At 45.6% G+C, this 16,597-nt stretch carries 13 protein-coding genes and 4 tRNA genes; 1 reads left to right on the top strand and 16 read right to left on the bottom strand.

The features are described from left to right. The 16 genes from OA57_RS12380 to OA57_RS05470 all read right to left on the bottom strand — a co-directional run. Nucleotides 1-151: GTP-binding protein (locus OA57_RS12380; protein ID WP_021500928.1), on the bottom strand; the 151-nt coding region annotated here is incomplete at its 3' end. Between the two features lie 103 nt (nucleotides 152-254). Further along, nucleotides 255-330, bottom strand: a tRNA-Thr gene (locus OA57_RS05535). A gap of 3 nt (nucleotides 331-333) precedes the next feature. Then, nucleotides 334-408: transfer RNA gene (locus OA57_RS05530), tRNA-Gly, on the bottom strand. Nucleotides 409-453: 45 nt separating this feature from the next. Beyond that, nucleotides 454-538: transfer RNA gene (locus OA57_RS05525), tRNA-Tyr, on the bottom strand. Nucleotides 539-555: 17 nt separating this feature from the next. Further along, a tRNA-Thr gene (locus tag OA57_RS05520) sits at nucleotides 556-631 on the bottom strand. Nucleotides 632-809: 178 nt separating this feature from the next. Then, nucleotides 810-2,336 carry a YifB family Mg chelatase-like AAA ATPase gene (locus OA57_RS05515; RefSeq protein WP_034614634.1) on the bottom strand — a complete coding sequence of 509 codons (1,527 nt, stop codon included), beginning with the start codon at nucleotides 2,334-2,336 and terminating at the stop codon, nucleotides 810-812. A 116-nt stretch (nucleotides 2,337-2,452) separates the two neighbouring features. Then, a complete protein-coding gene (locus OA57_RS12825) occupies nucleotides 2,453-2,755 on the bottom strand; it encodes an SbmA/BacA-like family transporter (RefSeq protein ID WP_034614631.1) in 303 nt (100 codons plus the stop codon). Continuing rightward, a complete protein-coding gene (locus tag OA57_RS12820; protein WP_235424636.1) occupies nucleotides 2,742-2,906 on the bottom strand; it encodes an SbmA/BacA-like family transporter in 165 nt (54 codons plus the stop codon). Before OA57_RS12820 ends, OA57_RS12825 begins: the two co-directional genes overlap by 14 nt. A 61-nt stretch (nucleotides 2,907-2,967) precedes the next feature. Further along, nucleotides 2,968-5,688, bottom strand: coding sequence for a M16 family metallopeptidase (locus OA57_RS05505; RefSeq protein WP_034614628.1), 2,721 nt, complete (start codon nucleotides 5,686-5,688; stop codon nucleotides 2,968-2,970). A gap of 72 nt (nucleotides 5,689-5,760) precedes the next feature. Beyond that, complete coding sequence (locus OA57_RS05500) at nucleotides 5,761-8,253, bottom strand: TonB-dependent receptor plug domain-containing protein (protein ID WP_034614625.1); 2,493 nt, start codon at nucleotides 8,251-8,253, stop codon at nucleotides 5,761-5,763. Between the two features lie 351 nt (nucleotides 8,254-8,604). After that, entirely contained in the window at nucleotides 8,605-9,234 is a 630-nt protein-coding gene (gene yihA / locus OA57_RS05495) for a ribosome biogenesis GTP-binding protein YihA/YsxC (RefSeq protein ID WP_034614622.1), read from the bottom strand. A gap of 27 nt (nucleotides 9,235-9,261) precedes the next feature. Then, nucleotides 9,262-9,873 carry a hypothetical protein gene (locus OA57_RS05490; protein WP_034614619.1) on the bottom strand — a complete coding sequence of 204 codons (612 nt, stop codon included), beginning with the start codon at nucleotides 9,871-9,873 and terminating at the stop codon, nucleotides 9,262-9,264. 4 nt (nucleotides 9,874-9,877) lie between these two features. Further along, a complete protein-coding gene (locus tag OA57_RS05485; RefSeq protein ID WP_034614615.1) occupies nucleotides 9,878-10,333 on the bottom strand; it encodes a DUF805 domain-containing protein in 456 nt (151 codons plus the stop codon). Between the two features lie 79 nt (nucleotides 10,334-10,412). Beyond that, nucleotides 10,413-11,909, bottom strand: coding sequence for an ABC transporter substrate-binding protein (locus tag OA57_RS05480; RefSeq protein ID WP_034614612.1), 1,497 nt, complete (start codon nucleotides 11,907-11,909; stop codon nucleotides 10,413-10,415). A gap of 167 nt (nucleotides 11,910-12,076) precedes the next feature. Beyond that, nucleotides 12,077-13,783 (bottom strand): proline--tRNA ligase, encoded by a 1,707-nt coding sequence (gene proS, locus OA57_RS05475; RefSeq protein WP_034614609.1) that lies wholly within the window; start codon nucleotides 13,781-13,783, stop codon nucleotides 12,077-12,079. 185 nt (nucleotides 13,784-13,968) lie between these two features. Next, complete coding sequence (locus OA57_RS05470) at nucleotides 13,969-15,423, bottom strand: surface lipoprotein assembly modifier (RefSeq protein WP_084589876.1); 1,455 nt, start codon at nucleotides 15,421-15,423, stop codon at nucleotides 13,969-13,971. A 335-nt stretch (nucleotides 15,424-15,758) separates the two neighbouring features. Between OA57_RS05470 and OA57_RS05465 the strand changes: the two genes are divergently transcribed. Continuing rightward, complete coding sequence (locus OA57_RS05465; RefSeq protein WP_034614607.1) at nucleotides 15,759-16,550, top strand: DUF4198 domain-containing protein; 792 nt, start codon at nucleotides 15,759-15,761, stop codon at nucleotides 16,548-16,550. Nucleotides 16,551-16,597 lie beyond the last annotated feature (47 nt).

Genomic DNA, 16,597 nt, shown 5'->3' with positions numbered 1-16,597 from the left:
CGATTTGGTCGAATGCACGCGCAGCTCCGCCGTAAGTTTTTGCCAATACGGTAGTAATAGCAGCGGTTAATGTTGTTTTACCATGGTCAACGTGGCCGATTGTTCCCACGTTAACGTGCGGTTTTGTACGTTCAAATTTTTCTTTAGACATTTTAGTCCCTCTAAACAAACACGGTTATCGATGGTTCAGTTACCACATTAACCTAATGTAGAAATTGATTTCAACTAAAATGATGGAAGTAACGAGAAAAGAGTGGTGCTGATAGGCAGATTCGAACTGCCGACCTCACCCTTACCAAGGGTGTGCTCTACCAACTGAGCTATATCAGCGCTTGGAGCGGGCAGCGGGAATCGAACCCGCGTCATCAGCTTGGAAGGCTGAGGTAATAGCCATTATACGATGCCCGCGTTCTTATTCATCTACCCCAATCATTTGGCTTTTGAATTTGAAAATGGTGGAGGGAGAAGGATTCGAACCTTCGAAGGCTGAGCCGGCAGATTTACAGTCTGCTCCCTTTGGCCGCTCGGGAATCCCTCCACACTAAACTTGTTTAATGGTGCCGACTACCGGAATCGAACTGGTGACCTACTGATTACAAGTCAGTTGCTCTACCTACTGAGCTAAGTCGGCGACGCAAACAAGTGAGGCGTATTATAGGGATATAAATTTCCCTGACAAGTATTTTTTGAAAAAAAACGGCAATTTTTCATTGTTCGATTGCTTTTTAAACAGGATGAAGGAGATTTAAGCCAATTTTGCCTAAAACATGTTTACTTATATCCACATATAAACACTGGTTTTTTAATCCTCAGTTGTCATTCCCCAACCGTGCCAACAGCCTGTCCATCGCCCGATAGCCGAGTGCTTCGGTTAAATGCCGGCGTTCAATGTTTTCACAGCCGTCCAAATCGGCAATCGTGCGCGACACTTTTAAAATGCGGTGATAAGCACGCACCGATAAGCCTAATTTCAATAAGGCGTTTTCAAGAAATGCCGCATCATCACTGTGCAGGCGGCAATGCTGCTCGAGCAATTTCCCGCTTAGATGGGCGTTAATTTTACCGCTACGCGCAAGCTGTTTCTGTTGCACTGCCGCCACCTTAGACCGCACTTGCGCACTGGTTTCACCGCGATCGCTATTTTGCTGCAAACTGCCGGCAGGCAATAACGGCACTTCTATCGACAAATCAAAGCGATCCAAAAACGGACCGGAAAGACGATTAAGATAGCGCATCACCTGTTGTAGCGAAGTGCGGTTGTGGACACCTTGATAATGCCCAGTCGGACTAGGATTCATCGCCGCAATCAATTGGAATTTTGCCGGAAACCACACTTTAGCATTGGCACGGGAAATAATAATTTCCCCCGACTCCAACGGTTCACGCAATGCATCCAGTACTTTACGTTCGAATTCGGGCAGTTCGTCCAAAAACAGTACCCCGTTATGCGCCAGAGAAATCTCCCCCGGACGCGGATTAGAACCGCCGCCGACCAATGCCGCCAGTGATGCACTGTGATGCGGAGTGCGAAACGGGCGCTGCCGCCAATCGCGGCTATGCAGACGGGTTTGCACCAGACTGGCAACGGCGGCAGTTTCAATCGCTTCCTGATCGTCCATTTCCGGTAAAAGTGCGGTCAGACGGCTGGCAAGCATCGTTTTACCGGTACCGGGCGGCCCCAAAAACAATAAATTGTGCTGCCCTGCTGCGGCGATAGTCAGTGCCCGCTTCGCATGTTGTTGACCGATAATATCGGTTAAACAGCGTGGCTCGAACGGCACTGCCTGGGTCGGAAATGCGGTCAGTTGCGCCAACGGCAAATCGTCCTGATCCTGTAGAAAAGCGGCGATTTGTAATAATGAATCGGCAAAATAGGTTTCATGATCACTCAATAAGCCGGCTTGCTCGGCATTTTCAGCGGCAATAATCAGCTTACGCCCCGCTTTTTTAGCTTCAATCACCGCCGGAATCACGCCCTGTGTGCCGCGCAGCTCGCCGGTCAGCGCCAGCTCGCCCAAAAATTCATAGCGCCCTAATTTTTCTACCGAAATCTGTCCCGACGCCGCTAAAATACCTAAAGCTATCGCTAAATCATAACGGCCCCCCTCTTTCGGCAGATCGGCCGGCGCAAGGTTGATTGTCATGCGCAACATCGGGTATTCGAATTTGGCATTTAACAAGGCGCTGCGCACCCGATCACGCGCCTCTTTGACTGCGGTTTCCGGCAAACCGACCAACGTTAAGCCCGGTTTACCGCGACTCATGTGCACCTCAATGGTCACTAACGGCGCCTGCACACCGACACAAGCCCGACTATAAACGATTGCTAATGACATGTTACTTCCGTTGCTGTTTGAATTGAACGGAAGTATAGAAAAGTGCGGTCAAAGAGAAAGATAAAAGGGCTGTTTTTGCGATCCGGACTCCAAAAACAAGCAACCAAACCGCACTTTTAGCAAGAAATTTGTTGTTTCAACCGGCTCAAGCACGAAACTGGCGCCGACCATTTAGGCAACACTATAGAATATGCGAAAATAAACCGACTGAACGCATTAATCACCGCGCCGAAAGCACTGTGGATCTGCATCACACCACCAAAAGTAATAATTTTGGCGAGTAATAACGGAATGGAAAAAACAACCGGCAGTAAATTGGCAAAACGTCCATAGCCGACCGTAAAAAATCCTAAATTTCGCTCTTGGTTCATCAACAAATGCCAATTTTGCACCATATCCCGAAATTTATTTTTCCGCATAGCGTACTCGGTTTTTATACAATACGCGTTGTTCGACATTATCTTGCTTGCGGATTAAATCGGGACGAAAATCCGCTTGAAATACTCGCTGATGGTAATTTAAGCCGTGTAATTTTCGTCCGATTAAATGGGTAATCACTGTGCCCAGCACCAGATAGTTGCCATAAAATCGGCAAAAATGAATATAAAAAGCATTTCATTATAGGATCTTCTTATTTTTGCGTGGTAATAAAGATCTTCCGGTTTTGTCGATTATACATTTTTGCCGCCATCGCATTAATATGACTCCGTTCAATTTCTTCTGCCAGATTCTGCATATCGGTTAAATACTGTGGATTTCCAAACTGTGTCTCACTGAGAACCAACCGGTTTAACCAAGTCTCCGCTCTGTTTAACCGCTCTTTTTCCGCTTTGATAAATTGCGCTTTGGCGAATGTGATATTTTCTTCGCTAATCAAATCAGGTAAATCCCGCAATACTTGATCGGCTAACGAAATCAATTTTTCGGTCATTTCAGGATTGGCAGTAAAACTCAGTTCACTTTCAATTCGATGAGTTTCAGGGTTCAGTTTGCTTACAAAGCGCAAACTGTAAATGCCTAAATGCTGATCTCGTAAAGAGAGTTTTAACTTTTCCGTCGCAATATTTTGTAGAAGCGAAACTAAAACGGCATCTTTCCCTCGCCATGGCTGTGGCGTGAAATACCAGATTTTCACCTCGTCTTTCGGCTCGATATTCATGGCGTAATCGGCATGCTGCTTGCCCTCAAGCGGCAATAGTTGAGCGGATTGAAACGGTTTATCCCGCACAATCGCCGCCAAGTAATGTGTCACCAGCCGTTTCATTCGCTCCGAATCCAAATTATTGACGAAGAAATAAGTTGTCGGTGCCGACATCATTTTTTGCCAAAGCTGTGTTAAATCGTCAGCCGAAAGTGATTCTAACAATGCTTTTGTCGGCAAAATGTCCGTCTTTTCCACCCCGAAACGTAACGTTGTCAGTGCAGCCAGACGGCGGACATCATCGCTCTCTCCGTTCTGTATATCCAACGATTGCGCGAGTAATTCTTTTGCCTCATCGAGCCCTGCCTTTATCGGTATTTCCTGCTGATAGGCATAGAACAAGCGCAACAGTGCATCCAGTTTGTCGTTATTCACTTGCCCTGAAAAATCAAGTGCGGTTTCGGTCTGACTGGCGGAAAGATTCACCTTGTTGAGTGCTTTCCAGCGTGTCAATTGCTCAATATCCCAATCAAGAGGAGCATTCTGCATCGTCAACTGTGTTGCCAGCTGGCTCTGCCAATACCCCAAAGCCTGCACCTTGATGCCGGCACTGCTCCGACTCCGAAACAGGGTTTTACCTTCTGCCAACGAGGTTTTCAGCCAAACTACCTTATCTCCGTTAGATAATGTCCAATGCATAACGGATTGTTGCGGAAAATATTGCTGCGCGACAATTGCTCCGCTTTGTGATAATGGAAGAAATGACATCGGTTCGATTACTTTTTCTTGCTGCGGCGGTTGAATATCACTGTCGGCAACCTGCTGCTGCAGCGTATTGACAAACGCTTCACTCATTGATTCAACCGCCGTCAAACGCGGGGCTTGGTATTGCACGATACGATCACCCGCTATAAACCAATGTTGTATATGCCGATTCACCTCTTCGACACGGATTCCCTGTAACAAAGGCTCACTCAATGCCGCCAATTCGGGCTGTGTCAAATAGGCTTTATCCATCAATACCGTTTCAACCATTACACGCATCCAACCGGCAAAATCCCTATCATTCTTATGCTGTTTGGCATGATCGATCTGTGCCTGATATTTCTCTTTTTGCACATCCAATTCCGACTGAGTAATCGGGTAACGTTTCAGGCGCTCGATTTCGGTAAAAATTTGTTGTAGTCCCAAACGATGCGATTCCGTGCCAACCCCGGCAAATAGTGCCAATGCCGCCGTCTTTTGCCCGATTTCCGATTTTCTCCACACCATACTGTTGATACCCTCAGGCAGGGACGGCTGTTGATTACGCAGACGTTGCGTAACTGTCGCCAACGCCAGTTTATCCAACAAACGTAAATAGCGCCCCTGCTCGGTTTGCTCGCGCAGGCGGCTTTCGTCAAAACGCATGATATAGGCAATCTGGCTGACCGCACTTTGGGCGTCTTGCAGTTGCACAATACGTAAAACATTACTGAGTTTCGGCTCCAGATAATCCCTTTGCGGCAATCGTTGAAATTCCGCCGCGGCAAAATATTGTCGAATCAGCTTTTCTGCGTCCGGTGGTTGAATATCACCTACAATCAGCAACTGCATATTATTCGGCACATACCAAGTGCGGTAAAAGCGCTGTAACTGGGTCGCCGGCATGGTCGCAATACTATCCTGCGTGCCTATCACCGGATGTCGGGTGTAACGTGAATCCGTACGAACGACATTTGAACGCAAACGAGCCATTCTCGCACCAACGCCTTGCCCTGAACGCCATTCTTCAGTGATGATTTTGCGCTCGTCATCCAAATCTGACTGTGTTAAGTCGGCATGAAACAGCATTTGTGACAAGACCTGCAGGCTCTGCGCCAAATTGCCTTCCGGCGGGGTAAACAGATAAGTGGTACTGTCGTTGGTGGTTACCGCATTGTAATGTCTGCCGCGAATCCAATGATTATCATGTAAAAATGTCATCACATTCGGCAATGCCGTTGTACGTCGGAACAGCAAATGCTCCAACATATGGGCAACACCGGCCTGCTCATCATGCTCATCGACCGCTCCGGCATACACCTTGACCCGCACTTCAATACGCCCATGCTCGGCATGAAGCGGCAATAAAGTATAACGCAGACCGTTGTCCAACCGCCCCGAAATCGGTTTACTCACTTCAGCCAAACTAAACGGCGACACCAATAATAACAGTATCACAAACCGCATACGGATTTCCTTAAAAAACAAAATCCTCTTGCCTGTCATAGCAAGAGGAAACAATCGATATCGATCAATTCATTACCAGCTATAACTTGCACCCAGCCAGAAATTACGCCCCATTTTGTAAGTGTTAGAGCCAGAAGATGCGGCCGCTATGATACGACGGTTCAGCACATTATTAATATCTACAGTAAATTCTAAAAATTGATCTTTATATGTCGGGTATTTATAGGCAAAATGCCAATCCCACATAAAATAACTCCCCTGTTGATATTCATCATAAACTAATACATCTCCCTCATAAGTACCACATGCACCGTAATCATTCGGACAAGATCCGGCTGAAGTAGTGTACCCCTGATAACCAGCAGAATAGCTGAAACGTTGTGACCAATCCAAGTTTAAACGAGGAAAATTCATATCTAAAGTAAGGAAGGCGGACCAAGGTGTATTATAGTCGGTTGTTGGCAATTGAGAGATATTTTTCAGTGTGCCATTCACAATGGCTTTTTCATAACCATAACCGGTTTCTCTAGAAATATATGTAGAATAATTGCTTGTTGAATCAGAAAGTTGAGCACCTAATGACCAATTGACTGTCGCATATTTTAATTGATAAGCTTTTTCCGGTGTAATATTTAATGTGAACGTATCCGTTTTGCTACGACCTAGATTTGTCATATAGTAAGTGGTTACACCCTCAGCATTTTTGATTGTTAAAGGTGTACGAACAAATTGATCTTTGCTATGACGGTTTACCCATTTAAATGTTAGTCTGGTATCATACAATTTCTGTGAAAAACCTAAAACATGCTCATCACTATAAGGTGTTCTCAAATCCGATACGTCATAGCTTGTACCTGTAGTAGAAGTGCAAGTATAAGCACCGGTAGCTTTGGTATCTGTGCAGATTGACCTTGTGCCGATTAGATTGCGTAATTTATAGGTTAATACACTCCCTGAATAATAACGATTAATCCCTCCAAATAATTGAGTTGAATTATTACCAAATACATCATAAGAAGTTGAAAAACGCGGAGCTAGATTATTATTACCTAAGAATTCACTACGATCAAAACGTCCCCCGATAGTCGCACTTAAATTTTTCCATTTCATACTATCTTCAAAATATACTGCATAATTATTATCATTCGCTGATACATCGCGAGCCGGATATAATGTATAAGATGTTAAATAGTCGTTAGCATTATAAATATTCAGGTAGCTGTCACTATCTCGTCTATACTTTGCCCCAGCATTGATATACTCCCAACCTGCTTTCAAATTATGATCGATAGTTGATGTGCTAAACGCCTTAAAATGGAAATCTTGTTTAAAGGTTAGACTTTCTTTTTCTGTGCTAAATTGACCATATCCACCAAATTGAGATGTTGAACAAGTAGTATTAGAACACCAATCATAACGTTTATTGGAATTATTATAATTATAATAATTTTGTTCTTCATGCTTAACTTTATTACCTGATTTTTTATAAGCGACCGTCAATAACATCTTACTCCAATCAAACTGTTTATCCCATTGCAGACTAACTTGAAAACCACCACCGGTATTAGTAAATCCGCCATTTTTAATATTTTTCTTAAAATATTCTGAGCGATGAGGAGAATACATGAGGGTGGCTTTCCATAAATCACCGTTATCCGGTAAATAAATTCCTTTTAATAAATAACTTTCATTAATGCGACGCTGTGCATCCCATTGATCCAGATATAGATGATGATATGGAATCTTAGACTCTGAACGATTATAAGAGAATAAAATGCTGGCTTTTTCACTTAAAGGTTGGCTAACATGAATACCGTATTGCTGTTTTGTAAATTGTGGTTGGTCGCCCAAATTTTCTGCTTTATTATAAGATTCTTCCCTGCCTTCTTGTAAATGAATACTCGCCCAAGAGTCACGAGTTGTACGATAAAATATTTTACCCGATGATTTATCTAAACGCGGGTCAATTAATTCCGCATTAATCACACCGCCGGTAAAACGTCCATATTTAGCGGAAATATTACTGTCAAAAACTTCCACATTTTTTAACAAACCGGTATCAATCCAGAAAGATTGTGTTCCACCAGAAGGTAAATCTGTAGGGCTATAGCCTTCTACATCATTACCACCACTGGTTAATGCATTATTAGCCGCTGGATTTAAATTATCATTATTGGATAGTCCATCAATAGTATAATTATTGTTGTAGTATTTCTCACCGTTAATAGAAACTTCATTCGGTGCTATTTCACCGGCTGCCGTTGATTTATCGGCTGTATTAGAAAACTGAATATTTGGATTATTTTTCAATAACTCGGTGATATTACCGTCTCTTAGTGGCCGATTTTTAATCTGCTCTTCGGTAATTTTTTGTGTACCGACTTGTTGGGTAAACGGTATATCAGACACAATGATAGTTTCAAGAAATGTTGACTGATCTTCCTCTAGCGCTTCTTCGGTTTCAACCAAACCAGCTTGCATCGTATTTTCTTCAGCAAATGCTAAGGAAGAGACGTTACCGAGTAAAATACTAGTAATGAATAATGCAATTTTAGTTTGCCGCATAAATAGATTCCTATAAAAAAATTAAGGTTAATTGAAGTCGAAAACTATTGATAATTCTTGACCTTAAGGGAATTTTACTGAAAATCTCACTCACATATCTTCCGTTTTATCTATAGAAAAGACATCTGATGATATAAGTAAAAAAAGAAGCCTGACAAGGAAGTAACTAACAATGATTAATGATACATAAAATACCAAAAACTTTAACTAAAACGATTTAGCTATTAATTGCAAATATTCTAACATTAAAAATGCATCTTTGAAAAGAAATAATAATGATTCTTAATAAGATGTAGATTAAGATTGTACTGTGTCAACCTTAATCTATCTTATTCGAATTAAAAGGCGTAATTATGAGGGGTCGGCTACAGCAAAATTCGGCATGAACCAACTGTCCAGTTTGGCAGCGAGTTTATCAATACCGATTTTATTCAGGGAGGAAAAAACTTCAACCTGAATATCGCCTTGAAACGGTAAAATCGCTTCACGTACCAGCTTCACCTGTTTACTGCGTCCGCTTTGGCTGAGTTTGTCGGCTTTGGTCAACAGCAGTAATACCGGCAGTTGCGACAACACCGCCCATTCGATCATTTGCTGATCCAAATCTTTTAACGGATGACGGATATCCATCAAAATCACCACGCCGCCAAGGCATTCGCGTTTCTGTAGGTATTCGCCCAATGCCTGTTGCCATTTGATTTTCATCTGTTCCGGTACGGCGGCATAGCCGTAGCCCGGCAAATCGACGATTTTACACTGCGGCTCCACTTCAAACAGATTGATTAACTGCGTCCGTCCGGGAGTTTTTGAGGTTCTCGCCAAACTTTTCTGGTTGGTCAGGCTGTTAAGTGCGGTTGATTTTCCGGCGTTGGAACGGCCGGCAAACGCAATTTCAATGCCGCTGTCTTGCGGCATATGGCGAATATCCGGTGCACTGGTGAGAAAATGGGTTTTGTGATAATTCAGTTTAATTTCCGGCACATTATGTCCTTAGAGAATCCGTTGATTCTAATATTGGTGACAAATCACATTGTCTAAAAATGAATGAAGTTTACGCACACTGCCGTGTAATAATTCCGAATAATCGCGTCTGCTGTCCGGAATCGAGCGGCTGACCCGCACATGCGCCGGATTTTGTTTGTCTTTCAGATCAAACTCGGAGATCACACCAAACATGTGTGGTTGTCCTTGTGCGTTTTGCTGATAAAAGGTAACGGCGTGCCGCACATTCAACAGGTCGTTTCGTGCAAAACGGCGACATAAATCGTCACGCTCAATTCGGTAAGCATCGACAAAACCGCCTTGTCCTAGTTCGTAAAATTCCAATTGGCGAATATTATGCGGCACATCGCGATCCAGCGCTTGGTTTTGCCCGTTCAAGCGTAACATAATCTTGCGACCGTTCAGCGTTTGCAGCAGCAAAGTGCGGTCTGATGCCTGCGCTTGTGTGGAATGAATCGGTGCAATCGTCACCCATGCTTGGGTTCCGTCGTCAGAAGCAGAAAATGTCATCTGCTGTTGTTCACCGTCCGGGGTAAAAAACGGTAAAGTGCGGTCTGAATGGCTGCACGCCGACAAGGCAAGCGCCAAAACGGTACCCACAAACAGCTTGCGTATCATGCTGTTATCCTTTTTTGCTTAAAGCGGGAAGATCAAATTTCAACGCAAGCCCGTATGCACCATAACGATTAACGCCGTCCTCACCGCGAAACACGCCCCAATCAAGCAACAGCAAGACGGCGAAAAACAACGGCAAAAAGCTGCCTAACGCCCAAGCCATCATGCCCTCACTATAGTTGGCGGCAAAATAACACAATATCGGCAAAATCAACATCGATACCGCCATTGCGGAACGCCCTCGATCGTGCAGCCGTTTCACAATCACGCTCAACAGGCAAAACCCGACCAGCAGCAGCAGGGCTGATGCTAAAAGTGCGGTTGCGGTTTGCTGAAACCACTGTTGCAGCGGCAGTAAATTTGCCAGTAACAGCAAAACGATAAAGCAGATTGCAAAACCTTGCCAAAACCCTTTTCGGTTTAAACGTCCGTTAAATGAAAACAACAACTGCGCCCACGACACTCCGACACACCTCTTTTCGATAGCATTAAAGTGCGGTCATTATAAAGGATTTGCTGTGATTTTCGAGGTGAATCGTCATCTAACGCCGGATTTCGGTCTCAAAATAGCGCATTCGCCGATCCGGCGCCGGAATAAAATTTTTCACGTTGTCGGAAACCGCATAAATGCTGTCTTCATTAAACAGCGGAATATAATAAGCCTGTTGATGGAGAAAAGCGGCAATCTCTTGCAGTAATCGCTCCCGTTCGGTTTTGTCTTTCAGATTGCGCTGTCTGTCGAGCAGGGTATCCAGCTTAGCGGAATGGATCTGCGGATTCCACGATTGACTGCTGTGATACAGCAAATAAGCGCTATCGCCGTAATCCATCGTCCAACCGTTCCAGCCGAATTGGAAAATCTCATCGCTCTGTTCAGTCGGCACAAACCCGTTGCGTAAATGAAGCTGTTCAATCACCGGCACCAGCTTGACGTTCAAATCCAGCGCTTTCAAAAACACGCCGACGGCGCGCGCCATTTCATAGATATTGTGATTGCTGACTCGATAATTAATATTAATCGTCTCTCCGGCTTTAACGCCGGCTTGCTGTAACAGTTTTTTCGCCTGTGCCACATCGTAAGGGTAAACCGCCAATGTCGGCGCATAACCGAACATTATTTCCGTTTGTAGCCCCGCCACCGTTCTGCCATGGCCTTTCAGCAAAATATTGATCAACGCTTGTTTATCGATAGCCATATTCAATGCTTGCCGAACCCGAATATCCTGCATGATTTTTTTATCAAGATTAAACTGTAGGGTTTGCACATTGAAACCCGGCACGGCAACGATATCCATTCCGTTTGCATTTTGAATGCGTAAAATTGCGGCAAACGGGACATCGTGCAGAATATCCAGCTCCCCCGCCAGAAAAGCCTGAACCCGCTGCTCTTCATCGGCGATAAAACGAAACAACAGCGAATCGGTCTTGGCAACGCCGGCAAAGTAATCGGGGTTGGCTTTTAACAGCAAAAAATCATCTTCTTTCGATTCGACAAATTTAAACGGCCCGGTACCGACCGGATAGATGTCGAAATGGCGTTCGCCATATTTTTTGATATAGTCGGGCGGTACAATCATGCCGCCATAGCCGGATAATTTGGTTAAAAAAGAGGGATCGTAACGTTTCAACACGAAATCAACCGTGTAGTCATCGATTATCTTGATTTGTTTGATTGAATCGTATAAAGCGCGCTGTAACCCGTTGTCTTCGGCAAGCAGGCGATCAAACGTAAACTTGACCGCCTCAGCATCAAACCGCTCTCCGTTATGAAACAGCACATTACGGCGCAGTTCAAAACGGAAGTGCAGGCCGTCGTCCGACATTTGCCATTTTTCCGCCAACCCCGGCACCAGCTCAAACGTTTCAGTCCGCAGCACTAAACCGTCAAACATATTCGAGGCGATTGCCCCCCAGAACAAATTATAACTGTCAATCGGATCCCAACTTAACGGGGCGTGCCGCTTGCCGATCACCAGTGTTTCGGCTTGTGCGGTTCCTACCCCGACAACCCACAGCAGTAAGATCAAAAATCTTTTCATCACCTCATAGCCTCTGATTCAAAACGAAATAAACAGACGAAAAATCCGATATCATGATAGAGCAAATCGGCGAGAACACAATAATCAAATCGGTTAATTTACAACCACAAACAGACGAAAAAAGAGCCGATATCTCGGCTCCGTGTATTACTGATTGAATTGATTGATTAAAGTTGTTGCAGAAAGGACAACAGCTGCGCCGTTTCAATCATCTGCTTTTCGCCCGTCGCACGGTTTTTATATTCAACTTCACCGTTTGCCAGATTTTTCTCGCCGATCACCAGCATATGCGGCACGCCGATCAGCTCCATATCGGCAAACATCACGCCCGGACGCTCTTTACGATCATCAAAAATCACGTCCACACCTTGTTGTTGCAAAGTGCGGTACAGTTGCTCGGCATACTGTTGTACGACTTGTGATTTATGCATGTTCATCGGCACAATCGCCACTTGGAACGGTGCGATTTGCGGCGGCCAGATAATCCCGCGCTCATCGTGATTCTGTTCGATGGCGGCTGCCACCACACGGCTGACCCCGATACCGTAGCACCCCATCGTCATCACTTGCGGGCGGCCGTCTTCTCCCTGCACGGTAGCGTTCATCGCGTTTGAATATTTATCGCCCAGTTGGAAAATATGCCCGACTTCAATACCGCGTTTGATCTGTAATGTCCCTTTTCCGCACGGGCTCGGATCCCCTTCGACCACATTGCGCAGATCGGCAACGGTTGCCAACGGCAGATCACGCTCCCAATTAATACCGAAATAGTGTTTATCGTCAATATTCGCTCCGGCGCCAAAATCGCTCATCTTGGCAACAGTGCGATCGATAACCAACGGAATCGGCAAATTAATCGGACCGAGCGATCCCGGGCCTGCGCCAATCACGGCACGAATTTCGTCCTCGGTCGCAAAAGTCAGCGGACTTGCCACTTCGGTTAATTTCTCCGCCTTAACTTCATTCAGCTCGTGATCACCACGTACCATTAACGCAATCAATTTATGGCCGCTCTCTTCGCTGGCATGAACCATCAGAGTTTTCACCGTTTTCTCAATCGGTAAGCCGAATTGTTCTACCAATGCCGCAATCGTTTTACAGTTCGGAGTATCGACCAAACGCAATTCCTCACCGGCCGGCGCCCGTTCGCCCGGAGCCAATGCTTCCGCCAGTTCGATGTTGGCGGCATAATCGGAGTCGGTTGAAAAAACAATATCGTCCTCGCCGCTGGCCGCCAAAACCTGAAACTCGTGCGATGCACTGCCGCCGATGGAACCGGTGTCCGCCTGCACCGCACGGAAATCCAACCCCAGACGGGTGAAGATATTACTGTAAGTGCGGTACATCAGATCATAAGTCTGTTGCAGGCTTTCCTGCGTAATGTGGAACGAATAAGCATCTTTCATCAAAAATTCGCGTGCGCGCATCACACCGAAACGGGGGCGCACTTCATCACGGAATTTGGTTTGAATCTGGTATAGATTGATCGGCAACTGTTTGTAAGAGGTCAGTTCACGGCGTGCCAGATCGGTGATTACCTCTTCATGGGTCGGCCCCAAAACAAAAGGACGCGCGCCGCGATCGGTAAAGCGCAATAACTCAGGGCCGTATTGCTCCCAACGCTCGGATTCAATCCACAAATCACCCGGCTGTACCACCGGCATCGACACTTCCAGCGCACCGCTCTTGTCCATTTCCTCACGCACGATTTGTTCGACTTTACGCAACACTTTCAGCCCGGTCGGCGTCCAGATATACAGCCCCGACGCCAGCGGGCGAATCATGCCCGCGCGCAGCATTAACTGATGACTGACCACTTCGGCATTGTTTGGGGTTTCCTTGAGGGTAGATAATAAATAATGTGATGTCCGCATGATGTTTCCTGTGATTCGATTTCAAAAAATTGCGGCTATTCTAGCACTCAAGCCGCTTATTAAAAACAAAAATAGCCGTTCGGCTTACCCGAAGCGCACTTGGGTTTGCCGACCATTCCTTTATCGGGTTTTTTGTGCCTAAAAATACAGATGCGAGGCGAAAAAACCGCAAATGCTTTTAAGGGCTAAAACCGTTTACTCACTTCCAGATAAATCCGATTTTTATCATAAGAATAAAGCGGATTGTTACTGTCGACTTTGGTGTAATTCCATGTAATTCGAGGGGTGATGCCCCAAATATGCCAGTCCCGATGCCATAAGCTGAGCTGTACGCCGTACTCTTTGTTTTTCTGCAATATCTTGAAAATGGGCGCTTCGTGCTGATAACGCCGCAGCGCATAGTTCAACGAAATCCGGCTGGAAATACCCCACGACCACTCCTGTCCCCAGCCGATTCGCGCCCCGACTCGACTGTAAGCATCACTTTTATCCCGTGCATTATCACGGCTGTAATCCCCACCGACAAACCAATATTGATTGCTGTTCGGCATATATAATAGCGTATTCGACCATAAATAATTATTGCCGTTCAAATGCTTACGGCTGACATAACGTTGCTCGCCATACTCAAGTGCGGTCGAAATCTGCCAACGCGGCGTCAGCCAATGCGAGAGGTCCAAACGCAAACCGGAATTTTGCGAAAAGCGTTTTAACGAATCGCTGCCCGACGAACCGCCGCCGTACCAACGGCGTTCGCTAAACGGCATCAGACTGATTTCACTTTGCGCCGTCTGATAGCCCAAGCCGGCACTGATTCGTGCATTGAATTCATTGTATTTTTTATTGTCCCAATAATAACGCCCATAACCCGCCAAACTAAGTTTGGCAAACAAACCGTGTTGCAACGACCATTTTTTATCCGCACTCAGATTATAGCCGATACCTTCCGCCGCCTCAGCCTCCCAAGCCTTCCATTCGCCTAATTTCGTGCCGGCTTTCGCCGCATTATTGACATTACGCTCGTTCAGATAACTCAAACCGCCCTGAAACGTCCACGCGTCACGTTTGCCAAGTGCGGTCAGATATTGATTGATATGCGCCAAAAATTGCGGCGACAACGGTTCGCTGCGCAATTTTTCAAACTGATCTTGCGCCGCTTCATTGTCGTTATTCAAAAACAGCACCTGCGCCAGTTGGTAGCGCACCGGAACAAAGTCGGAATTTTCTGAAAACAGTTGACGGTATAATATAATTGAACGCCGATAATCGCCCTGTTCGCGCGCCGCTATTGCTTTCGCCCAGATCAGTAAATTCGGATCCTGCGCCTTTTGTTGTTCATACAGCGGCAACAACAACTGTACGCCTTCGGCATTATTTTGCATTAGTGCCGGAATCAGCGCACGGGTGATCAGTTCGGGATATTGTGCCAATTGTTCTTTGGTCATCGAAATCGATTGCCCATTGCTTTCGGCCTGAGACCGCACCTGTTCGGCTGGCGGCAATGTCGGTTTTGCCACTTGAAGTTTTTCATCGGGCAGATCGATCCGCGCTTCTTCTGCGGTCACGGTTTTAGCAAATGCCGGAAAGCCGAATAACGGTAATACCAGGGTTGAAAGCAGAAATATGTTTTGTTTTTTCATTATTGTTCTCAAGAAAAAAGGCTACCTAACCTTAGACAGCCTTCATTATATGTTATTTTAAAATGAGATCTATTATTGTTTTCCGGCGGCGAACACCACTCCCCATTTGCCGTTATGCGCTTCACCGGCAACCTCTTCCGCACTCGAGCCAAAGAAAGCGCCGTTGAGCGGGGCTATATTTTTCATATCAAAGCAATTTCAGATCAATGACACATCTTTACAAAACGGGCATTGTTTTGTCATGAAACTGTGCTAGTATCGCAATCAATTCTCATTTACACCAAATTGAATGAGAATCAACAACTTCCTTATTTATTTTAAAAGAGGCTATGACAATGAAAAAAGCTGTATTAACCGCACTTTGTGCCTTATCCGCCAGCTCATTAACCCAGGCTCACGATTTATGGACCTACGCCCAAGATGCCGAAGCGGGTAAGCCGCTGAAAGCGGTTCTCGGTTATGGCGATAACTTCCCGTTAGGTGAAAAAATTGCGGAAAAACGTCTGCATATTTTAAACCCGCTACAACTCGTCACCCCTGAAAAAAGCGAAACATTAAAACAACAGGGCGAAAATTATCAATATGTCAGCCCGCAGGCATTGGGCGCCGGCGAATATAAAATCACCGGCACCTATAACCCGACATTCTGGTCAAAAAACGAAGAGGGTTGGAAAATGCAAAATATGAACGAAGTGCCTGATGCGCACTATTGCGAACAATCCAGTATGTATGCGTCTACTTACTTCAAGCTGGGCAAGGCAAACGTGACGGAATTCGCACAAAAACCGGTCGGGCTGGAATTAGAAATCGTGCCGTTGGTTGATCCGACGCAAATCAAGCCGATGCAAGTCGTGCCGGTACAAGTCTTGTACAACGGCGAACCGCTGAAAGGCGCGACCGTGATCGGTACCACCGATACGCTGACCAAACTGGATTGGGATGCGGTGATGGATCACCGTGAACCGCAGGCGTTCTCCGGTAAAACCGACAAAAAAGGCATGATGAACCTGATTCCGCTGGTCGCCGGCACGTGGAAATTGAAAACCAGCCACGAAGCGGATTTCCCTGATCAAAAAGTCTGCCAGAAGAAAAAAATGTACAGCACCTATACGTTTGCCGTCAAATAAGCATAAAAAAGCGGCAGGATAACCTGCCGCACATCTTCTGACCGCAC

The sequence above is a fragment of the Chelonobacter oris genome (assembly GCF_000772535.1).
Lineage (GTDB): Bacteria > Pseudomonadota > Gammaproteobacteria > Enterobacterales > Pasteurellaceae > Chelonobacter > Chelonobacter oris.
The sequence above is the reverse complement of the archived record's forward strand: the minus strand, read 5'-3'. Positions and strand labels throughout refer to the sequence as shown.